The sequence below is a fragment of the Tessaracoccus yangjingae genome (genome assembly GCF_054483935.1).
Genome location: NZ_CM137014.1, coordinates 1,453,523 through 1,473,459, shown reverse-complemented (window position 1 = coordinate 1,473,459; position 19,937 = coordinate 1,453,523). Strand labels below are relative to the sequence as shown.

Annotated in this window: 18 protein-coding genes and 1 tRNA gene; 10 read left to right on the top strand and 9 right to left on the bottom strand. The window is 71.1% G+C overall.

Annotated elements, in window-relative coordinates:
* Nucleotides 1–8: 8 nt before the first annotated feature.
* On the bottom strand, nt 9–419 hold the full coding sequence (locus tag ACX1D3_RS06280; protein ID WP_458996131.1) for a phage holin family protein: 411 nt from the start codon (nt 417–419) through the stop codon (nt 9–11).
* A gap of 316 nt (nt 420–735) precedes the next feature.
* On the bottom strand, nt 736–2,367 hold the full coding sequence (gene groL / locus ACX1D3_RS06275; protein ID WP_458996130.1) for a chaperonin GroEL: 1,632 nt from the start codon (nt 2,365–2,367) through the stop codon (nt 736–738).
* A 247-nt stretch (nt 2,368–2,614) separates the two neighbouring features.
* Here groL and ACX1D3_RS06270 point away from each other — a divergent pair, with 247 nt between their 5' ends.
* Nucleotides 2,615–3,082: a hypothetical protein gene (locus ACX1D3_RS06270; RefSeq protein ID WP_458996129.1), complete on the top strand. Its 468-nt coding sequence runs from the start codon at nt 2,615–2,617 to the stop codon at nt 3,080–3,082.
* Nucleotides 3,083–3,085: 3 nt separating this feature from the next.
* On the opposite strand, the gene ACX1D3_RS06265 is transcribed toward ACX1D3_RS06270, so the two are convergent.
* The gene (locus ACX1D3_RS06265) at nt 3,086–3,361 is read right to left on the bottom strand and encodes a DUF3263 domain-containing protein (RefSeq protein WP_458996128.1); all 276 of its coding nucleotides are present in this window, start codon (nt 3,359–3,361) and stop codon (nt 3,086–3,088) included.
* A 128-nt stretch (nt 3,362–3,489) separates the two neighbouring features.
* Here ACX1D3_RS06265 and manA point away from each other — a divergent pair, with 128 nt between their 5' ends.
* From manA to ACX1D3_RS06250, 3 genes are all read left to right on the top strand, one after another.
* The gene (gene manA / locus ACX1D3_RS06260; RefSeq protein ID WP_458996127.1) at nt 3,490–4,668 is read left to right on the top strand and encodes a mannose-6-phosphate isomerase, class I; all 1,179 of its coding nucleotides are present in this window, start codon (nt 3,490–3,492) and stop codon (nt 4,666–4,668) included.
* 53 nt (nt 4,669–4,721) lie between these two features.
* Nucleotides 4,722–4,797: transfer RNA gene (locus ACX1D3_RS06255), tRNA-Thr, on the top strand.
* A 46-nt stretch (nt 4,798–4,843) separates the two neighbouring features.
* Nucleotides 4,844–5,449 (top strand): class I SAM-dependent methyltransferase, encoded by a 606-nt coding sequence (locus ACX1D3_RS06250; protein WP_458996126.1) that lies wholly within the window; start codon nt 4,844–4,846, stop codon nt 5,447–5,449.
* 6 nt (nt 5,450–5,455) lie between these two features.
* Here ACX1D3_RS06250 and ACX1D3_RS06245 read toward each other — a convergent pair whose 3' ends face one another.
* Nucleotides 5,456–7,546 (bottom strand): beta-galactosidase, encoded by a 2,091-nt coding sequence (locus tag ACX1D3_RS06245; RefSeq protein WP_458996125.1) that lies wholly within the window; start codon nt 7,544–7,546, stop codon nt 5,456–5,458.
* Nucleotides 7,543–8,316 carry a DedA family protein gene (locus tag ACX1D3_RS06240; RefSeq protein ID WP_458996124.1) on the bottom strand — a complete coding sequence of 258 codons (774 nt, stop codon included), beginning with the start codon at nt 8,314–8,316 and terminating at the stop codon, nt 7,543–7,545. Before ACX1D3_RS06240 ends, ACX1D3_RS06245 begins: the two co-directional genes overlap by 4 nt.
* A gap of 208 nt (nt 8,317–8,524) precedes the next feature.
* Between ACX1D3_RS06240 and ACX1D3_RS06235 the strand changes: the two genes are divergently transcribed.
* The 3 genes from ACX1D3_RS06235 to ACX1D3_RS06225 all read left to right on the top strand — a co-directional run bounded on the left by ACX1D3_RS06235 (nt 8,525) and on the right by ACX1D3_RS06225 (nt 12,287).
* The gene (locus tag ACX1D3_RS06235; RefSeq protein WP_458996123.1) at nt 8,525–9,619 is read left to right on the top strand and encodes an ABC transporter ATP-binding protein; all 1,095 of its coding nucleotides are present in this window, start codon (nt 8,525–8,527) and stop codon (nt 9,617–9,619) included.
* Between the two features lie 100 nt (nt 9,620–9,719).
* Nucleotides 9,720–10,892, top strand: a complete 1,173-nt coding sequence (gene metB / locus ACX1D3_RS06230) for a cystathionine gamma-synthase (RefSeq protein WP_458996122.1) — start codon at nt 9,720–9,722, stop codon at nt 10,890–10,892.
* A 9-nt stretch (nt 10,893–10,901) separates the two neighbouring features.
* On the top strand, nt 10,902–12,287 hold the full coding sequence (locus ACX1D3_RS06225) for a DUF4032 domain-containing protein (RefSeq protein ID WP_458996121.1): 1,386 nt from the start codon (nt 10,902–10,904) through the stop codon (nt 12,285–12,287).
* Between the two features lie 12 nt (nt 12,288–12,299).
* Here the strand turns inward: ACX1D3_RS06225 and ACX1D3_RS06220 are convergent, their stop codons facing one another.
* Nucleotides 12,300–13,022 (bottom strand): DsbA family oxidoreductase, encoded by a 723-nt coding sequence (locus tag ACX1D3_RS06220; protein WP_458996120.1) that lies wholly within the window; start codon nt 13,020–13,022, stop codon nt 12,300–12,302.
* 77 nt (nt 13,023–13,099) lie between these two features.
* On the opposite strand from ACX1D3_RS06220, the gene cysS reads away from it, so the two are divergent.
* The 3 genes from cysS to ACX1D3_RS06205 all read left to right on the top strand — a co-directional run bounded on the left by cysS (nt 13,100) and on the right by ACX1D3_RS06205 (nt 17,017).
* Nucleotides 13,100–14,536, top strand: a complete 1,437-nt coding sequence (gene cysS, locus ACX1D3_RS06215; protein ID WP_458996119.1) for a cysteine--tRNA ligase — start codon at nt 13,100–13,102, stop codon at nt 14,534–14,536.
* Entirely contained in the window at nt 14,537–15,490 is a 954-nt protein-coding gene (rlmB, locus tag ACX1D3_RS06210) for a 23S rRNA (guanosine(2251)-2'-O)-methyltransferase RlmB (RefSeq protein WP_458996118.1), read from the top strand.
* A gap of 90 nt (nt 15,491–15,580) precedes the next feature.
* Nucleotides 15,581–17,017 (top strand): glycine hydroxymethyltransferase, encoded by a 1,437-nt coding sequence (locus tag ACX1D3_RS06205; protein ID WP_458996117.1) that lies wholly within the window; start codon nt 15,581–15,583, stop codon nt 17,015–17,017.
* A gap of 7 nt (nt 17,018–17,024) precedes the next feature.
* On the opposite strand, the gene ACX1D3_RS06200 is transcribed toward ACX1D3_RS06205, so the two are convergent.
* Genes ACX1D3_RS06200 through ispD form a run of 3 tightly spaced genes read right to left on the bottom strand, consistent with a single transcriptional unit; the run spans nt 17,025 to nt 19,930 of the window.
* Nucleotides 17,025–18,701, bottom strand: coding sequence for a DUF2207 family protein (locus tag ACX1D3_RS06200; protein WP_458996116.1), 1,677 nt, complete (start codon nt 18,699–18,701; stop codon nt 17,025–17,027).
* 42 nt (nt 18,702–18,743) lie between these two features.
* On the bottom strand, nt 18,744–19,217 hold the full coding sequence (gene ispF, locus ACX1D3_RS06195; RefSeq protein ID WP_458996115.1) for a 2-C-methyl-D-erythritol 2,4-cyclodiphosphate synthase: 474 nt from the start codon (nt 19,215–19,217) through the stop codon (nt 18,744–18,746).
* On the bottom strand, nt 19,214–19,930 hold the full coding sequence (gene ispD / locus ACX1D3_RS06190; protein ID WP_458996114.1) for a 2-C-methyl-D-erythritol 4-phosphate cytidylyltransferase: 717 nt from the start codon (nt 19,928–19,930) through the stop codon (nt 19,214–19,216). The genes ispF and ispD overlap by 4 nt, the downstream gene beginning before the upstream one ends.
* Nucleotides 19,931–19,937 lie beyond the last annotated feature (7 nt).

Genomic DNA, 19,937 nt, shown 5'->3' with positions numbered 1-19,937 from the left:
GCCCCGGATCAGACCACCGGTGGCGTGGCGTTCTGATCCGACCGCTCGGCCAACACCTTCTTGAAGAGCACCATGGGCAGCAGGATGGCCGCGAGAAGCACGGAGATCCACACGATCAGCGGCGCCAACACCCACGTGGTGAGCCCCTCGATCCGGAGCCCGCCGGTGAAGAGCGTGGTGAGGAACAGGCCGACGAACGTGGTCACCAGCGCGATGCCACCCCGGAGCGCGGGCATGTGGGTGATGGCCATCTTGAGCACGAAGGGGCCGAGCAGCACCTCGACTGCCGTGAAGAACAGGAGGCTGAACACGAATCCCAGGGGCTCGAGGTGGAATCCGTCGAGGACGAGCGAGGCCACCAGGAGGCCGACGGCATTGCCCAGCAGGTGCAGCGCGGTCGAGGCGAGGAATCGAAGCATGGCAGCCCTCCAGGTTGTCGGGGCCCGGTCGCCGTCGACGCACCCACGAGTCTAGTCCCGTCGGCCCCGCCGATGAGCCTGACACGGCTCTCAACGTGGCGGCTTGAGCCTGACACGGCTCTCAACGCAGCGGGTTGAGCCTGAAATCCATGTCGCGGAAGTATGAACGTTCAAATCTCGGCATCTGGGCGTCGAGGTCGATTTCCGGCTCAACTCGCCCCCCACGACAGGCGTGTCAGGCTCAACGCCCGGGCCCGGAAGAGGGCGGCCCCCAACGGGGACCGCCCTCCTGAATGGTCGGGTGCGACGGGGTGGCTCAGAAGCCGCCCATGCCGCCCATCTCGTCCATGCCGCCGCCGGCGCCGGCCGCGGGGGCCTTCTCCGGCTTGTCGGCGATGACGGCCTCGGTGGTGAGGAACAGCGCCGCGATGGACGCCGCGTTCTGCAGCGCCGAGCGGGTGACCTTCGCGGGATCGATGATCCCGGCCGCGACCATGTCGACGTACTCGCCGGTGGCCGCGTCGAGGCCCTGGCCGACGGGAAGGTGCGAGACCTTCTCCGCGACCACGCCGCCCTCGAGGCCCGCGTTGGCGGCGATCTGCTTCAGCGGGGCAGAGGCCGCGGTGAAGACGATCTGCGCGCCGACGGCCTCGTCGCCCTCCAGGCCCTCGACCTTGGCGGCCTTCGACGCCTGCAGCAGCGCGACGCCACCACCGGGGACGATGCCCTCCTCGACGGCGGCCTTCGCGTTGCGGACGGCGTCCTCGATGCGGTGCTTGCGCTCCTTGAGCTCCACCTCGGTGGCCGCGCCGACCTTGATGACCGCCACGCCGCCGGCCAGCTTGGCGAGGCGCTCCTGCAGCTTCTCACGGTCGTACTCGGAGTCCGAGTTCTCGATCTCGCGACGGATCTGCGTGACGCGACCCTCGATCTGCGCCGACTCGCCGGCGCCCTCGATGATGGTGCACTCGTCCTTGGTGACCAGGACGGAGCGGGCGGAGCCCAGCAGGTCGAGGGTGACGGTGTCGAGCGACAGGCCCACCTCTTCGCTGATGACCTGCGCACCGGTGAGGATGGCAATGTCGGTCAGCATGGCCTTGCGGCGGTCACCGAAGCCGGGCGCCTTGACGGCGATCGACTTGAAGGTGCCACGGATCTTGTTGACGATCAGGCCGGCGAGGGCCTCACCCTCGACGTCCTCGGCGATGACCAGCAGCGGCTTGCCGGACTGCATGACCTTCTCCAGCACGGGCAGGAGGTCCTTGAGCGAGGAGATCTTGGAGTTGACCAGCAGGATGTAGGGATCATCCAGCGAGGCCTCCATGCGCTCGGCGTCCGTGACGAAGTAGGGCGAGATGTAGCCCTTGTCGAAGCGCATGCCCTCGGTGAGCTCGAGGTCCAGCCCGAAGGTGTTGGACTCCTCGACCGTGATCACGCCCTCCTTGCCGACCTTGTCCATCGCCTCGGCGATGATCTCGCCGACGGTGGTGTCCGCGGCGGAGATCGAGGCGGTGGCCGCGATCTGCTCCTTGGTCTCCACGTCGATGGCGATCTCGGCGAGCTGCGCGACGATCGCGGCGACGGCGGTCTCGATGCCCTTCTTCAGGCTCATCGGGTTGGCGCCGGCGGACACGTTGCGCAGGCCCTCACGGACCATCGCCTGGGCCACGACGGTGGCGGTGGTGGTGCCGTCGCCCGCGACGTCGTCGGTCTTCTTGGCGACTTCCTTGACCAGCTCGGCGCCGATGCGCTCGTAGGGGTCCTCCAGGTCGATCTCCTTGGCGATGGACACGCCATCGTTGGTGATCGTGGGGGCGCCCCACTTCTTCTCCAGGACGACGTTGCGACCCTTGGGGCCCAGCGTCACCTTCACCGCGTCGGCGAGGGTGTTCATGCCCCGCTCGAGGCCGCGGCGTGCTTCCTCGTTGAACTCAATCAGCTTTGCCATGGTGTTTCGGGAGTCCTCCCGTCAAGTGGGGCGTGGGCCCCTGGATGTGCAGTGTCTGGTGAACCGCGGCGCCCGCGACGGACGGCTAAGCCTCACCGGCAGTTCGGTAGCACTCAAAGCGTGAGAGTGCTAACCCCATTATTAGCACTCGACACAAGAGAGTGCAAAGACTTTCCGGCCGCGCGCACGCCGCCCACGGCGACTAGTGTCGACGGAGACGCACCCCTTCGCCAGATCGGAGCCGACGATGGACCTCCCACGACTGCTGCGCAACGTCGCCAACGTGGCCAACCTGTCGACGCCCCTCGGCCTGGTCGTGGCGGTTGCGGGGCGCTCACGGGTGCGACGGCGCGGACACCTCATCGTCGCCGACCGGGCCAGGCTGCCCATCCACAACGCCGGCGCGGTGACGATCGGCTCCGTGGTGCTGGTGCCCCGCCGCAGCGTGGAGGAGTTGGAGGCGGCGAACCCGGCGCTCCTGGAGCACGAGGACGGACACGCATGGCAGTACGCCTACTGCCTGGGGCTGCCTTTCCTCCCGCTGTACGGGCTCGCCACCGCCTGGTCCATGGTCCGCACGGGGGACCGGGCCAGCGCAAACCCCTTCGAGGTGCAGGCGGACCTGCTCAAGGGCGGCTACCGCAGGAACCCGACGATGCCCCTCGGGCTGGGGCTCCGCCGCCTGGCGGGGGTCCGGCGCCGTTCGACGTTCTGACGATCAGCCGTGGAGGCGGCGGGCGGAGCGGGCCGCCTGCCGCTGGGAGCGCATCCGGCGCAGCCGCTTCACCAGCAGGGGCTTGTACTCCAGCGCCTCCTGCGTGTCGATCAGGAGGTTGAGGTGCTGGTAGTACCGCGCAGACGACAGCGAGAAGTGCTCCATGATGGCCTGGTCCTTCGGGACCGTGGAGGTGAACCAGCTGTCCTCGAAGTCGAGGATCGCGGCGTCACGGTCGGCCAGGGCGGCCGGCTCGATCACGGTGAGGGCTTCAGACATGCGGCCCAGTCTAAACCCCGAATCACACGGGTGTCATTAGGCAGGCTGACCTTCGGCCGGCACCGCCGTCGGCGGGGAGCGGTAGAGTCGAGTACGCCCTGGCCCCACACACTGAGGACTCGACAACCATGCGCCGACTGACCGGCCACGTCCAGCATTTCGCCTGGGGAAGTCATACGGAGATCCCGTCGATCCTCCGTCGGGACCCGGACGGTCGCCCGTGGGCCGAGTACTGGCTGGGCACCCATCCGGGCGGCCATGCCTTCCTCGAGGACGGGCGGGCGCTGGCGGACCTCATCCAGGATCAGCCGCACGTCCTGGGCGCCGCCACGGAGACCCAGTTCGGGGCCAGACTGCCGTTCCTCATGAAGATCCTGTCCGCGTCGTCGCCGCTGAGCCTCCAGGCGCACCCGTCGCGCGAGCAGGCCGAGGTGGGCTACGCCAGGGAGTCGCTGCTGGGCCTGCACCCGAGCGACCCGGTGCGCTCCTTCAAGGACGACTGGCCCAAGCCCGAGGCCATCGTGGCGCTCACCCCGTTCGAGGGGCTGCTGGGCTTCCGTGATCCGGTCAAGACTGCGGGCCTGTTCGAGGGCCTGGGCGTGGCGGACGAGCTGGCCTCGGTGATCGGCCCCCTGAGGGACCGCCGCGACGCCCCCGCCCTGCAGGAGGTCTTCCTCGACGTGCTCTCCCTTGACGAGCGGCGCTACCTCGTCGACCTGGTGCTGGCGGCCTCCGTCGAGCGGCTGCACGCGCCCGGCAGCCTCGGGGAGTTCGCCCGCACCGCCGTCGAGCTGGACGAGCACTTCCCTGGCGACCCCGGGATCCTGGCGGCCCTCCTGATGAACCGGTTCGCGCTGCAGCCCGGCGAGGCCGTCGCGCTGGAGGCAGGCGTCATGCACGCGTACCTGCGCGGCACCGGCGTGGAGATCATGGCCAACTCGGACAACGTCATGCGAGGCGGCCTGACGAGCAAGCACATCGACGTCGACGGCCTGCTGCAGGTGGTGGGCTTCGAGCCCATGACGCCGGAGGTGCTCCTCGCGGCCGGCGCGGACGGGGTCTACGTCTACCCCACCTCCTTCCCGGAGTTCGAGCTGTGGCTGGTCGCCCCGTGCGACGACGGCGCCCTCTCGCTCCCCCGCCAGGACTCAGGGCGCATCGCGCTGGCCACCGACGGGTCCTTCACGCTGCACGGCGACGGGCCGCCTCAGCATCTTGACTCGGGCGACGCCGTGTTCGTCCCCGCCCACGAGCAGGTGACGGTCCGGGGCCACGGCCGCCTGTTCGTGGCCGCCTCAGGGGCGTAGGCCCCGCTCCCAGGTTTCGCGTCGGGCGACCGTCCGGCACAATAGGGGCGCCCGCCTCCTTAGCTCAGCGGCCAGAGCGCTCGCCTTGTAAGCGAGTGGTCGAGGGTTCGACTCCCTCAGGAGGCTCCACCGCGGCGGGTTTGTGGGCCCGGGTCGCGGCCACCAGAATGGCCCCATGACCGAACCCAGCAAGTGGGCGCGCATCATCGCCGCCGACCCAGACCACTCCCAGCGCTACATCGAGCGCTTCAAGATCATGGAGGCGGCCGGCCACGACCTGGGCGGGGAGGCGCGCACCGTCGACGCGATGGTGCCTCGCGGGTCACGCATCCTCGACGCCGGCTGCGGGCCGGGCCGCGTGGGCGGCCGGCTGCACGCGTTGGGGCATGTGGTGGTGGGCGTGGACGTGGATCCCGCCCTGATCCAGGCCGCCGAGATCGACCATCCCGGCCCCACCTGGCTGGTGGGCGACCTCGCGGAGCTCGACCTCGCCGCCGAGGGCGTGGATGGTGACTTCGACGTGATCATCTCCGCCGGAAACGTGATGGGCTTCCTCGCCCCGTCCACGCGCGTGGAGGTGTTGCGCCGCTTCGCCTCGCACCTGGCCGAGGACGGCCGCGCCATCATCGGGTTCGGCGCCGGGCGCGGCTACGAGTTCGCGGACTTCTTCGCCGACCTCGACGCCGCCGGCCTCCGGCTGGACCTCGCCCTGTCGACGTGGGACCTGCGCCCCTTCACCCCCCAGTCGGACTTCCTCGTCGCGCTCTGCTGCCGCGCCTGAGGCCCGTCAGGCCGGATCCGCGAGAACCTGGCAGGACCAGGGGCCCAGGTCGAGGGCCGCTCCCGCCGGGAAATCCACACCGCTGACCAGGTCCACCACGGCGTGCGGGGCGGTGGCGGAGGCGGGCTCCTCGCTCCAGTTGTGCAGGAACCAGAACCGGCGCCCCTCAGACTCCCCGGACATGACCGTGACCGGCTCGTCGCGCTCCCACGCCCCGGACCTCGGGGCCGGCACGAGCATCCGGAACAGGTCTTCGGCGAGCGCCGGGTTGGGCACGGTGCCCACGCTCACCACGCTGCCGTCGCCGTGCCGACGGCGGGTCACCGCGGCGAAGTCGCCGAATCGACGGTGGTCGTAGCGGACCAGCACCTCCGCGTCCGTGGGCAGGTAGCCGTCCAGCCACATCGTCGCCCTGGCACCCTCGGACAGGTCCATCGCCTCCCCGATCAGCGCAAGCGGTGAGTCGAGGTTGGAGAACTCCTCGTAGGTGAGCCCGGCCGCGTCACGCAGGCGGTAGGGGGCGACGGCGAGCCGCGCCCTCGCCTCGAGGTCCCCGTAGCCGGTGCGGGGCCCGATCACCAGGGTGCCGCCGTGCTCCGCGTAGCGGGCCATCCGGGCCAGGTCGTGGCCGCTCGCAACGAACTGCGACGCCGCCACCAGCACCGGGTACCGCTCTGCCAGGTCCTCGGCGGACATGGCCCGGAACTGTTCCGTGTGGAGGAAGCGCACCTGCGCGCCCGCGTCGACGGCGCCGCGCTGGAACGCGCCCACGATGTCGTGGTACGCCGTCCGACGGGGGGTCCCGCCGCCGTCGTTGAGCGGGGGGGTGAACTCGTAGTGCTGCTTGGTGGGGGTGTCCCAGAGGATGGCGACGTCCGCGTCGGGCACGTAGTCGTCGAGCTGCGGGCCGACGGCGGCGAGGATCTCCCCCAGCCGCGACACCTCGTCATAGACCCGGCCGGGCACCTGCGAGTGGGGCAGCACGCCGCCCCAGTAGGTCTCGGTGCCGAAGTGGAGGGTGTGCCAGTGCCAGTACTCGACCATCGCCGCGCCGCGGGCGACGAGGGCCAGACCGGCCTGGATCAGCTGGCCGGGGTAGGCAGGGTAGTTGGCCGAGGCCCACTGGATGGCCTGCGCGTTCGTCTCGGTGATGAGGAATCGGCGCTGCTGCAGCGCGTAGGAGCGGTCGGCCAGCTCGAGTAGGCCGTGGACGCCGGTGCGCACCCACGGCTCCGGGCGCTCGAGATCCGAGCCCCGCGCCAGGTGGTCCTGCATGGCGTAGTAGGCGTTGGCCGCCGCGACATCCAGGCCCGCGCTGACCTGGCCCTCGTCGATGGTGGGACGGTCGAACGCCACACAGGTGGTGACGAACTGGTCCTCGCGGGCGTACTCGCGCACGATGTCGCGCTGCCAGTGGATGAACCCGGTGGTGCACTCGTTCTGGAACGTGCGCCAGGCGAGGTCGTACTGGGGCTGGGCGTTGCCGTCGGGGCGCCAGAGCTCGGACCACTGGTTGATGCGGTGGGACCAGTAGGTGAGGCCCCACTCCTCGTTCAGCCGATCGACGGTGTGGTACCGCTTCTCCAGCCACCCCAGGAAGCGCACGAAGGTGCCGTGGTTGTGCAGCGGGATGACGCCCGGCTCGTTGTCCACCTGGTAGCCGATGACCGCAGGGTGGTCCGCGTAGCGGGCGACGACCTTGCGGATGATCCGCTCCGCGTGGAACAGGAACGCGGGGTGCGTGATGTCGATCTCCTGGCGCGCGCCCCAGGGGTGGCGCCGGCCGGTCTCCGGCTCGCCCGCGATCTCCGGGTAGGCGTGCGCCAGCCACGGCGGCGCCGCGTAGGTGGGGGTGCCGAGGATCACGCCGATGCCGCGCTGGTGGGCGCCGTCGAGGACGGGTTGGAGCCAGTCGAGGTTGAACTCGCCGTTGCTCGGCTCCCAGGTGCTCCAGGTCGACTCGCCCACCCGGATGACGCTGAAGTGGGCGGCCTGCATGAGGTCGAGGTCCCTGGTGGGGTCGTCCGTGGGCTGGTACTCGAGGTAGTAGGCGGCGCCGAAGCGCACTCCGGTCGGGCGGTAGGGCTGAGGCGTCATTGCTGCTCACGCGCCTTTCGACGTTGGTTGAGGACGGTGGTCACGACGATGAAGATGATCAGTCCGATGGCCACGTAGCCGGCGATCCGGGCGTAGGCGTCGAGGACCGCGACCGCCGCGTCCCCCAGGCGCCACCCCATGAGGAAGAACGCGATCAGCCACAGCGTCGAGGCGATGTAGTCGTAGACGAGGAACCGCTTGAGGCTCATGCCCGACGCGCCGGCGAGCACGAACACCACCTGCATGAGCGGCAGCGGCATCGGGATGTAGGCGATGAGGAAGCCCAACGGACCGGCCTTCTCCGCCCACCGTTCGGCGGTGGCGTAGCCGCGGGCGGCGCGCTTGGACTGCCCGGCCCAGACCTCGATCATCCCGCGGCCCCACAGCTTGCCCGCCCACCAGTAGATCCAGTCGAACTTGAGGCTGAGGATCGACGCGACGACGAGCACCACCGGCCAGTGCGGCATCTCCCCCGTCGACGCGATGGCCCCGCTGGCCGCGACACTCGTGCGGCCGCCGGTGATCATGGCCAGCCAGTCGGGCGCCGTGGCGAGCAGCCAGGCGCGGGTGGGCAGCAGGATGAGGCCGAACACACCGACGACTCCGAACCACGCCAGGCAGGCGATGTCCTGCCTGCCCGGCTCCTTGCGCCAGGGCATGCCGTCGGCCTCCCACCAGGCGGGCTCCGCGTCCTCAGACGCCGTCGCTTCGGGGGCGACGGGGCTTGTCGGCTCCGCCACGGCGTCGTCTCGGCGCTGCTCATCGGTCACGGGTGAATGGTACTTCGACGGCGGCCGACGCCCCCGCGCGCCCGTCCGCCGCCGGCACAACCCTCGAGCGGCCCTTCCGTTCTCCGGACCCCCGGTATGGAAACGGCGAGCCCGACGTGTAAAGTTCCCTCCCAGGAACACCTGAAAACAGGTTCCTATCCACTACGGATCGTCGGGCACGTACCTGCCCGTGGAAAGGAATATGGCTATGGCCACCGTTAGCTACCGCGACGCCTCCCGGGTCTACCCCGGAACCGATCGCCCCGCCGTCGACAAGCTGAACCTCGAGATCGAGGACGGCGAGTTCATGGTTCTTGTCGGCCCCTCGGGTTGCGGCAAGTCCACCTCCCTGCGCATGCTGGCCGGCCTCGAAGAGGTCAACTCCGGCTCGATCTTCATCGGGGACCGCGATGTCACCGACCTTCCCCCGAAGGACCGCGACATCGCCATGGTCTTCCAGAACTACGCGCTGTACCCGCACATGACCGTCGCTGACAACATGGGCTTCGCGCTCAAGATGCAGAACGTGCCCAAGGCGGACCGCGAGCGTCGCGTCCAGGAGGCCGCGAAGCTCCTCGGCCTCGAGGACTTCCTCACCCGCAAGCCGAAGGCCCTCTCCGGTGGCCAGCGTCAGCGCGTCGCCATGGGCCGCGCCATCGTGCGTCAGCCGCAGGTCTTCCTCATGGACGAGCCGCTGTCGAACCTCGACGCCAAGCTGCGCGTGTCCACCCGCACCCAGATCGCCGCGCTGCAGCAGCGCCTCGGCGTCACCACCGTCTACGTGACCCACGACCAGGTCGAGGCCATGACGATGGGTGACCGCGTCGCGGTGATGAAGGACGGCATCCTCCAGCAGGTCGACACCCCGCTCGCCCTGTACGACGCGCCGAAGAACCTCTTCGTCGCCGGCTTCATCGGCTCCCCCGCCATGAACCTGATCTCCGGCAAGCGCGTCGAGGACGGCGTGCAGGTCGGCGACTACGTCGTGCGTGTCCCCCGCGAGACCCTGGCCAAGGCCGCCAACGGCGAGGACACCCTCACCATCGGCATCCGCCCCGAGGCGTTCCGCGTTGCGGACGAGGGCATCGGCCTCCACATCGCGGTCGTCGAGGAGCTCGGCGCGGATTCGTTCCTGTACGGCACCCTCGCCTCCTCGCACGAGGACGAGATCGTCAGCGAGCAGCAGTTCGTCGCCCGTGTCGGCGCCCGCACCGCACCCCACAAGGGTGAGGTCGTCCGCCTCGCGGCCGCGCCTGAGGCCGTGCACGTGTTCAGCAACAAGACGGAGGAGCGCCTCTCCTGAGCGCGCGGTCGCTCTCCTGAGAGCGAAATCCAGCTGTAGTGGAGCCCCGGTCCGCCGGGGCTCCACTATTTTTTCCAGGGTCTGCACAGAGGAGCGAGAGATGGCTGAGCTTGGACGCTGGACGCGTGGCATGCGCGCCGGGCTGGGGGTGGACCCCACCTACGGGGCGGTGGTCCCGCCGCTCTACCTGAGCACGAACTTCACCTTCCACGGCTTCGACGAGCCCCGGGAGTACGACTACACCCGCTCGGGCAACCCCACCAGGGACGTCCTCAACGACGCCCTGGCGGCGCTCGAGGGCGGGGCCGGCGCGACGAGCGTCGCCACCGGCCTGGCGGCCATCACGCTGGTGGCCGAGGCCTTCGTGCCCGCAGGGGGCCGGGTGGTGGTCCAGCACGACGCGTACGGCGGCACCTGGCGGCTGTTCACGTTCCTGGCCTCGCAGGGGCGGTTCGAGGTGGACTTCGTCGACTTCAACGACGGCGCGGCGCTGGACGAGGCGCTGGACCGCTCCCCCGCACTGGTGTGGATCGAGACGCCGTCGAACCCGCTGCTGCGGATCACCGACATCGCGGCGACGACCGCCCGGGCGCACGCCGTCGGCGCCCTCGTCGCGGCGGACAACACGTTCCTCTCGCCGCTGCTCCAGCGCCCGCTGGAGCACGGGGTGGACATCGTCATCCACTCCACCACCAAGTTCATCAACGGGCACTCGGACGTGGTGGGGGGCGTCGCTGTCGCGGCGGATCCCGAGGTGCACGCCAAGCTGCGGCTGTGGGCCAACGCGCTGGGCCTCACGTCGAGCCCCTTCGACGCCTACCTCACCCTCCGCGGGCTGCGCACGCTCGACGCGCGGCTGCGTGTGCACGAGTCCAACACCGAGGCCCTCGTGCGCCTGCTGGACGGGCACCCCGCGGTCGCGGCGCTGCACTACCCGGGCCTGGCCTCACACGCCGGCCACGACGTCGCCGCCCGCCAGCAGAGCGGCTTCGGCTCGCTCGTCTCGCTGGATCTGGCCGGCGGCGTCGACGCGGTGCACCGGTTCCTCGACGGCCTGCAGGTGTTCCACCTCGCCGAGTCGCTCGGGGGCGTCGAGTCGCTGGTGTGTCACCCGGAGACCATGACGCACGCCGGGATGACGCCCGAGGCCCGGGAGATCGCCGGCATCGGCGGCGGGCTGCTGCGGCTGAGCGTCGGCATCGAGTCCGAGGAGGACCTGGTCGCCGTGGTGGCTGAGGCGCTCGAGCGAGCAGCCGGGGCGGGCGCGCACTAGACTCGGGCCGTGCCCCGGTTCCTCGCTGCCAAGCCCGATGCGGACCTCCTCCAGTTGCCCTGGCAGGTTCCGCTGCTGGACTGGCCCGCGCGCCACCTCGTCGCCCTCCCCCGCGGCATCTCGCGTCACGTCGTGCGCTTCCTCGCCGTCGGGGAGGAGATCTTCGCGGCGAAGGAGATCCTCGAGGAGGTGGCGGTGCAGGAGTACCGCATGCTCACCGAGCTCAAGCGGCTCGGGGTGCCCTCGGTGGACCCCGTCGGCGTGGTCCTGGGCCGCGTGGACTCCGACGGTGACCCGCTGGATCCCATCCTGCTGACCCGGCACCTGCCCTTCTCCCTGCCCTACCGCTCCCTGTTCTATCCGGGCGTCAAGCACGAGACGGTCAACCGGCTGCTGGACGCCATGGTCGCCCTGTTCGCCCGGCTCCACCTCACCGGCTTCTACTGGGGTGATGTCTCGCTGTCGAACATCCTGTTCCGCCGCGACGCCGGCGAGTTCGCGGCCTACCTGGTGGACGCGGAGACCGGCGAGCTGCACGACACGCTGACCCCCGGCCAGCGCGCGCACGACCTGCAGATCGCGCGCACCAACCTGTTCGGCGAGTTCCTGGACCTGGAGGCCGGCGGCATCCTCGACGCGTCGCTGGATCCCCAGTGGCTCGTGAGCACCATCGAGGACCGTTACCAGCAGCTGTGGGCCGAGCTCACCGGCGAGGAGGAGTTCGACGGCTCCGAGCTGTACCGGCTGGAGGGTCGAGTGCGGCGCCTCAACGCGCTCGGCTTCGACGTGGCGGAGATCGACGTCGACGCGTCCCCCGACGGGCGCACCATCCGGATGCGGCCGAAGGTCGTGGAGGCGGGCCACCACACCCGGCGCCTGATGCGCCTCACCGGGCTGGACGCGGAGGAGCACCAGGCCCGGCGGCTGCTCAACGACATGGACACCTTCCGCGCCAAGAACGCGCCCCACGCGGCGGAATCGGTCGCGGCCCACAAGTGGCTGGTGGAGGTGTTCGAGCCCGCCGTCACCCGCATCCCGGCGGATCTGCGGGCCAAGCGCGACGCCGCCCAGTTCTTCCACGAGGTGCTGGACTACCGCTGGTACCAGTCGCAGCGCGAGAACCGTGAGGTCCCCACCGAGGAGGCCGCGGCCGGGTACATCCACGAGGTGCTGACGCAGCTGCCGGACGAGGAGATGATGAACGTCGAGCCCGTCGGCAGCGAGCTGGCCAACAAGTACGACCCCTCACACGGCTACGCCGACGACAACGACGAGAAACCGTACGACCCCTGGGAGGACGGCGCCAACGATCCGGACATCCCGGTCATGGCGGGCTTCGACATCAACGCCCTGCGCGCCAAGGCGGAGAAGAAGGCGAAGAAGAAGAAGGGCTGACGCCGGGACGGGTCAGGCGCAGCCGTCGGGGCCGCAGGCCTCGCCCGCGCCTCCGTCGATCGTGATGAGCGACGGCGTCCGCTCGGACCAGGACACCTCGAGCGCCTGGAGGAACACCTCGGGGGGCTGCGCGCCGGAGACCCCGTACTTGTCGTCGAAGACGAAGAACGGCACTCCGCGCACGCCGATGGCCGCGGCCTCGGCGATGTCGCGCTCGACGGCGGCCTCCAGGTCCTCGGAGTCGACGGCGCCGCGGGCCTCGTCGGCCGGCAGCCCGGCGGCGTCCGCCAACTCGGTGAGCACCTCGACGTCGCCGATGTTGCGTCCGCCCTCGAAGTGGGCCGACAGGAGCGCCTCCTTCAGCCGGTCCGTCCGGCCGCCCCCGTCGGCGGCATCGGCCCGCTTGGCGGCCTGCAGGACGCGGTGCGCGCGGCGCGAGTTGGCGACCACCAACGCATCGAAGTCGTAGTCAAGACCTTCGCCCGCGGCCTGCTCCGTGACGTGGGCGATCATCCCTTGGACCGCGTGGGCCGGCATGCCCTTGGCCGCCACCAGGTATTCAACCTCGCTGCGATGGTCGTGGTCCGGCAGCGACGGGTCCAGCTGGTAGCTGCGCCACTGGACCTTCACCTCCTCGCGTTGGGGGAACCGGGCCAGGGCGCTCTCGAAGCGGCGCTTCCCGATGTAGCACCAGGGGCAGGCGATGTCGGACCAGATCGATACGTTGAGGCTCACGAGACCAGGATAGTACACATTTCAACCAGTCCCCAGCCGGCGGCTTCCCGGCCCCCCGCCCAGTAGACTCACCTGTTGTGACGCTCAAGCTCTATGACACCGCAACCCGCACCGTCCGGGACTTCGTCCCGATGACGGCAGGCAAGGTGTCGATCTACCACTGCGGGCTCACCGTCCAGGCGTCGCCGCACCTCGGCCACATCCGCAAGGAGGTGGTCTTCGACGTCCTCCGCCGCTGGCTGGAGCACCAGGGCCTTACGGTCTCGGTCGTGGCCAACGTCACCGACATCGACGACAAGATCCTCGCGAAGTCGGCCGAGGCCGGGGTCGAGTGGTTCGCCCACGCCTACCACTTCGAGCGCGAGCTTCACGACGCCTACGCCTCGCTCGGCTGCAAGCCCCCCACCTACGAGCCGCGCGCCACCGGCCACATCCCCGAGATGATCGAGCTCACCGAGGCGCTCATCGAGCGGGGCCACGCCTACCCGGCGCCCGACGGATCCGGTGACGTCTACTTCGACGTCAAGAGCTGGCCGCGGTACGGGGAGCTCTCGGGCATGAAGGTCGACGAGATGGAGGCCGCCGCTGACGCCGACCCCCGCGGCAAGCGGGACCCCAGGGACTTCGCGCTCTGGAAGGGGCACAAGGAGGGCGAGCCGGCGACGGCGTCGTGGCCCTCGCCGTGGGGCCGTGGCCGGCCCGGCTGGCACCTCGAGTGCTCCGCCATGGCCGGCAAGTACCTCGGCGACACCTTCGACATCCACGGCGGCGGCGTGGACCTGCGGTTCCCGCACCACGAGAACGAGCTGGCGCAGTCCGCCGCGGCGGGCAAGGGCTTCGCGCGCTACTGGATGCACAACGCCTGGGTCACCATGGCCGGGGAGAAGATGAGCAAGTCGCTCGGCAACACCGCGCTGGTCTCGGAGGTCACGAAGACCTACAACCCGCGCGCCGTCCGGTTCTTCCTGCTCGCGCCCCACTACCGCTCCACCATCGAGTTCTCCCCGGCAGACGACGGCACCCGCGGCTCGCTGACCGAGGCGGAGAAGGCCATCGAGCGGATCGACTCCTTCGTCGCGCGGGCCGCCGAGAGCGTCGGCTCCGCCGCGGAGCCGACCGGCGTCCCGCAGTTGACCGCGTTCGAGCGCGCCATGAACGACGACCTGGGCACCCCCGGAGCCGTCGCCGCGCTCTTCGACGCCATCCGCGCCGGCAACCAGGCGCTTGCCGACGGCGACGGCCCGCGCGTCGCCGCCCTCGCGGGCGCGGTGGGCGCGATGCTGCGGGTGTTCGGGCTCCATCCCGACGCCCCCGAATGGTCGGCCACGGCCGCCGGCACCGATCTGACCCCCGTCGTCGACGGGCTCGTCGCCGCGCTCCTGGACCAACGCGCCGCGGCGCGCCAGGCCAAGGACTGGGCGGCGGCAGACGCCATCCGCGACACCCTCGCAGGCCTCGGCCTCGAGATCACAGACACCCCCACCGGCCCCCGGTGGAGCTTGGAGAAGAAGTAGATGGCAGGCAACTCATCGCGCCGCGGCGCGACCAGCAAGGGCAAGAACAAGGCGGCAGGCTCCGGCGGCCGCATCAGGCGCTCCCTCCAGGGCCGCGGGCCCACCCCCAAGGCGGAGGACCGGACCTACCACAAGGCGTACAAGTCGAAGCAGGCCGCCGAACGCAAGCAGCAGGGCCGGCCCCGCTCGACGAAGACCCCCGCCGGGGCGGACTGGGTGGTGGGACGCAACCCCGTCTACGAGGCGCTGACGGCCGGCCTGCCCATCAAGCAGGCCTACGTGGCAGAGGGCGCCGAGCGCGACGACCGCCTCCGCGACATCCTCAAGTTCACCGCCGAGCACAGCGTGCCGCTGCTCCAGGTGACCCGCGCCGAGCTCGACCGGGTGACCGGCGGGCTGGTGCACCAGGGCGTCGCGGTCCAGCTCCCGGCCTACGAGTACGCCGACGCGGAGGACGTGCTGGCGGACGCGCTGGACGTCGACGGCATCGTCGTGGCCCTCGACGGCATCACCGACCCCCGCAACCTCGGCGCCATCGTGCGCTCAGCGGCGGCCTTCGGGGCCCAGGGCGTGATCATCCCGTCGCGGCGCTCCGCGTCGATGACCGCCGCCGCCTGGAAGACGTCGGCCGGCGCCGCGGCGCGGCTGCCCATCGCGATGGCGACCAACCTCAACCGCGCGCTCGAGCAGGCGTCGAAGATGGGCTTCACCGTCATCGGCCTGGCCGGCGAGGGCGAGGTGCCGGTCTCCGGCGCCCCCGGCGTGGACGGGCCGCTGGTCATCGTCGTCGGCTCGGAGGACGAGGGCCTGGCCCGCCTGGTGCGCGAGCACTGCGACGCGCTGGTCTCCATCCCCATCGCCAGCGGGATCGAGTCGCTCAACGCCTCCGTCGCGGCGGCGGTGGCCCTGTACGAGGTGAGCCAGCAACGCTCCGGGATCACCCCGTCGGAGTGACCTGGCGCCGTCCAGCCGCCAGCCCCGGGAGTGCCCCGGGGCCGCGGGAGGACTAGATTTGGTCCCACACCCGTGAACCCAAGGAGAACTGTGAGCGATCTCGAGTCGATCTCGTCGGCCTACCGGACCCTGCTCGGCATGATCGAGCAGGTCGAGCCCCGCATCGCGCAGGCGACGCGGCAGGAGCTCACCGATCAGCGGGCGTCGCTGAAGCTCATCGCGTCCGAGAACTACGCCAGCCTCCCGGTGCTCGCCACCATGGGCACCTGGCTGAGCGACAAGTACGCCGAGGGCACCGTGGGGCACCGGTTCTACGCGGGATGCCAGAACGTCGACACGGTCGAGGCCGTGGCCGCCGAACACGCGCGTGAGCTGTTCGGCGCCGAGTACGCCTACGTGCAGCCCCACTCGGGCATCGACGCGAACCTCACCGCGTACTGGGCCATCCTCGCCCACAAGGTGGAGTCCCCCGCCCTCGCCGAGTTCGGCGCCAAGGGCGTGGCCGAGCTGTCCGAGGCGGACTGGGAGACGCTGCGCCGCCGCTTCGGCGACCAGCGGCTGTTGGGCATGTCGCTCGACGCCGGCGGCCACCTCACGCACGGCTTCCGCCCCAACGTGTCGGGCAAGATGTTCCACCAGCGCTCCTACGGCACCGATCCCGAGACGCAGCTGCTGGACTACGACGCCCTCGCCGCCCAGGCGCGGGAATTCAAGCCCCTGATCCTGGTGGCGGGCTACTCCGCCTACCCGCGCCGGGTGAACTTCGCCAAGATGCGCGAGATCGCCGACGAGGTGGGCGCCGTGCTGATGGTGGACATGGCCCACTTCGCGGGCCTGGTGGCCGGCAAGGTGTTCACCGGGGACGAGGACCCGGTGCCCCACGCCCACGTCGTCACCACCACCACCCACAAGTCCCTGCGCGGCCCGCGCGGCGGCATGGTCCTGGCCACCGCCGAGTTCGCGCCCTCCGTGGATCGCGGCTGCCCGCTGGTGCTCGGCGGCCCCCTGTCCCACGTCATGGCCGCCAAGGCCGTGGCACTGGCGGAGGCCCGCACGGCGGAGTTCCGCACCTATGCGCAGCAGGTGGCCGACAACGCGAAGGCGCTCGCCGAGGGCCTGATGCGCCGAGGCGTGAAGCTCGTCACGGACGGCACCGACAACCACATCGTGCTGATGGACGTGCGCTCGTTCGGGCTCACGGGCCGGCAGGCGGAGGCAGCGCTGCTCGAGTCCGGCATCGTCACCAACCGCAACGCGGTCCCCCACGACCCGAACGGCGCCTGGTACACCACCGGTGTCCGCCTCGGCACTCCTGCGCTCACGTCGCGCGGATTCACCGAGTCGGACATGGATGCGGTCGCGGACATGATCTCCGGAGTCCTCACCGCCACCACGCCCACGACGACGAGCGCCGGGACCCCCAGCAAGGCCAAGTACGAGCTCACCGACGACGCCCGCCAGGGCTCGCTGGCGGAGGCGGACCGGCTGCTGAGCATGCACCCCCTGTACCCCGGCTTCGAGGTCTGAGGACGGGTCAGCGGGAGTAGAGCGCGCCCTGCACGGTGTTGATGAACTGCGTCATCGACGCCGGCAGGTCCTGCAGGTGCCACGTCTCCGGCGCGTGGTACCAGTCGAGCACGGCGGGATCGGGGACCGTGTCGTCATCGTCGGCGGCCACCATGGCCGCCAGCCAGCGGTCCCTCCCGCCCAGCACGACGGTGTAGCCGAGCAGCCGCGAGATCTCCTCGAGCTCGCGGCCGCGCGGCATCTCCGTGGTCGCGTGGGTGGCCAGGAGCGCGGACAAGGCCCCCAGGCCGCCGAGCAGCGCCGCCCCAGCGGCCGTCCGGCGCGGCATACGGTCGGCGACCCACACCACCGCGGCGCCCACGGCCAGGAGCACCAGCGCCACGAGCCCCAGCGTGGTGAACGCGACCAGCAGGGCGGCCGCCATCGCCGCGAGGCCGAGGACCACGTACCCCCTGGTCCGCCAGGAGGAGCGGGTCGAGTCCGGGCGTCGCTCGAACCAGCCGCGCGCCACCACGTCGTCGTACAGGGCGTCCTGGATCCGTTCGATGCGATCCTCGAGTCGTTCGGCCAGCCGCGACACCAGCGTGGGCTCCCCCGCCGGGGCGACCGCCGCCAGCAGCTCCTTCTCGAACACCGCCAGGTCGTCGACGGGGGCGCCCGTCGGCTCGAGCGTCCAGTCGAGGAGTCCGTGGCTCGGCCGCGGCAGCTCGGTGATCCGCAGGTGACCGCGCACGGCGAGATCCACCAGGGTGGCGGTCACGTCGACGGGGTCCACCCGCTCGTCGGCGACCGTGCCGACGTGGCCGGGGCGCACCCCCTCCGGCACACGGAACACCGACTCACCGGGCCCGACGGCGGTGAACGAGCCGATGGCCCGCGCCTCGGCCGGCGCCGAGTCCCGGCCTGCACGACGATGGAGGAGGTAGACCGCCGCGGCTCCGAGGAGCGCCGTCCCCAGGGCCGCCAGCACCGACGGCCAGGACACCTCGAAGGCGCGGTCCAGGCTCCACCGCACCTGCACGTCATCAGTGGCCGCGACCTCGGCGGCGGGGTAGGCCACCGTCAGGACCACCTCGTCGCCCGGGCCGCGGGGACCGTCTTGGAAGGCCACGCCGGGTTGGTCGAAGGTGCCGCCGAGGAGCGCCGCGCACCGGCCCACCGTGCCGGGCGGGCCGGCCTCGCAGTCCATCATCTCCGGGGTGCTGGGCCCCTCGACGCTGCCCTCGACGAGGGTGAGGCCGACGGGAAGGCCCTGGACGAGGGGCCACTCCATGACGGTGAGCTCGCCGTCCTGCCCCTGCGCGAGGCGCGTGGCGCCGTCGACCACGTACGTCAGAGTCACGGGGCCCACCCCGTCGACGCCCACCCTGACCTCGACGTGCGTTTCAGTGGTGGCGGTGGCGAGGTCGGCGCTCTGCCCGTCGACGGTGGCCGCGACGTCGGTGATGCGGAACCGGTGGTAGCTGGAGGCGTCGATGTCGCGGTGGAGCGCGAGGACCTGGGTGATCTCGTCGCGGGGGGCGTCGAAGGTGAGCGTCTGCGTCACGCGCACGCTTCCGTCCTCCTGCACGCGGGCGACGACCTCAGCGGTGCCCGAGCCCTCCTGCGCGACGGCCGCGGACGGCCACGCCAGCAGCGTCAGGGCGGCGGCGACCAGCATCCAGCAACGCGCACGACGGCTCATCGCGGGCCCTCCTCTCGGGTAGCAGCAACCTATCGCACGCCGTCAGGCCTCGACGGACACCATCGCCACGGCGATGGCCGCGACCCCCTCGCCGCGACCCGTGAGTCCCAGCCCGTCGGTGGTGGTGGCGCTCACCGTGACCGGGGCGTCGACGGCGGCGCTCAGCAGCCGCTCCGCCTCCGAGCGCCGGGGCGCGAGCTTGGGCCGGTTGCCGATCACCTGGATGGCCACGTTGCCGATCCGGTAGCCGGCGGCGCGGACGCGCCTGGCCGTCTCGGTCAGGAACGCCACGCCACTGGCGCCGGCCCATTCGGGCTCAGCGGTCCCGTAGTTGCTGCCCAGGTCCCCCAGGCCCGCCGCGCCGAGCAGGGCGTCGCAGGCCGCGTGGGCGGCGACGTCGCCGTCGGAGTGACCGGCGAGGCCGGCGGGCTCGTCCGGGAAGTGCAGGCCGGCCACCCACAGCTCGACGCCCGGCTCGAGCCGGTGGACGTCCGTGCCGATGCCTACCCGGGTCATGGCTGCTCCTCTGTGTGTGTACTCCGCCGCTCGGCCAGGACGGCCCGGGCCAGCACCAGGTCTATCGGTTCGGTGACCTTCAACGAGTCGCGGTGCCCCGCGACGAGGGTGACGCGCAGCCCCGCGTGCTCGCAGGCGGCCGCGTCGTCGGTGACCTCGATCCCCTCGGCCGCGACCCGCGCGTGCGCGGCCCGCAGTGCGTCGAGGCGGGCCGCCTGGGGCGTCTGCACCGCGCGCAGGTCGGCGCGGTCGACGACGTGTGAGCCGTGCTGCTCCACGCGACGGATCGAATCCACCACCGGCACCACGGGGATGACCACCTCGGCGCCCTCGGCCACGGCGACGGCGACCGCCCGGACCACGCCCGGCGGCACCAGCGCGCGGGCCGCGTCGTGCACGAGCGCCACCGCGTGGTCCGGCGCGTCGAGCGCGGCCAGGCCGATCCGTACGGAGTCCTGCCGGGTGGCCCCGCCCACGACGCACGTCACGGGGAGCGCGGCGCCCTCGAGGGCGCGCCCGAACGGCTCGGCCATGCCGTCGGGAATTGTGACGACGACCTGCGTCACGCCGCCGTCTGCCAGTGCGTCGACGGCGCGGCGGACGAGGGGGACGCCGTCGAGTTCGACCAGCGCCTTCGGCAGGGCGGCGCCGAGCCGGGAACCAGAACCGGCCGCCACCACAACGGCGACGACCGGCTTATCAAGCTGTGACACTACGATG

Coding starts and splice junctions, on each gene's coding strand:
- ACX1D3_RS06265 (WP_458996128.1), bottom strand. CDS start 3,361: ATGTCTGAAGCCCTCACCGTGATCGAGCCGGCCGCCCTGGCCGACCGT.
- ACX1D3_RS06235 (WP_458996123.1), top strand. CDS start 8,525: ATGGCCACCGTTAGCTACCGCGACGCCTCCCGGGTCTACCCCGGAACC.
- ACX1D3_RS06245 (WP_458996125.1), bottom strand. CDS start 7,546: ATGACGCCTCAGCCCTACCGCCCGACCGGAGTGCGCTTCGGCGCCGCC.
- metB (WP_458996122.1), top strand. CDS start 9,720: ATGGCTGAGCTTGGACGCTGGACGCGTGGCATGCGCGCCGGGCTGGGG.
- groL (WP_458996130.1), bottom strand. CDS start 2,367: ATGGCAAAGCTGATTGAGTTCAACGAGGAAGCACGCCGCGGCCTCGAG.
- ACX1D3_RS06250 (WP_458996126.1), top strand. CDS start 4,844: ATGACCGAACCCAGCAAGTGGGCGCGCATCATCGCCGCCGACCCAGAC.
- ACX1D3_RS06280 (WP_458996131.1), bottom strand. CDS start 419: ATGCTTCGATTCCTCGCCTCGACCGCGCTGCACCTGCTGGGCAATGCC.
- ACX1D3_RS06200 (WP_458996116.1), bottom strand. CDS start 18,701: ATGAGCCGTCGTGCGCGTTGCTGGATGCTGGTCGCCGCCGCCCTGACG.
- ACX1D3_RS06270 (WP_458996129.1), top strand. CDS start 2,615: ATGGACCTCCCACGACTGCTGCGCAACGTCGCCAACGTGGCCAACCTG.
- rlmB (WP_458996118.1), top strand. CDS start 14,537: ATGGCAGGCAACTCATCGCGCCGCGGCGCGACCAGCAAGGGCAAGAAC.
- ispF (WP_458996115.1), bottom strand. CDS start 19,217: ATGACCCGGGTAGGCATCGGCACGGACGTCCACCGGCTCGAGCCGGGC.
- manA (WP_458996127.1), top strand. CDS start 3,490: ATGCGCCGACTGACCGGCCACGTCCAGCATTTCGCCTGGGGAAGTCAT.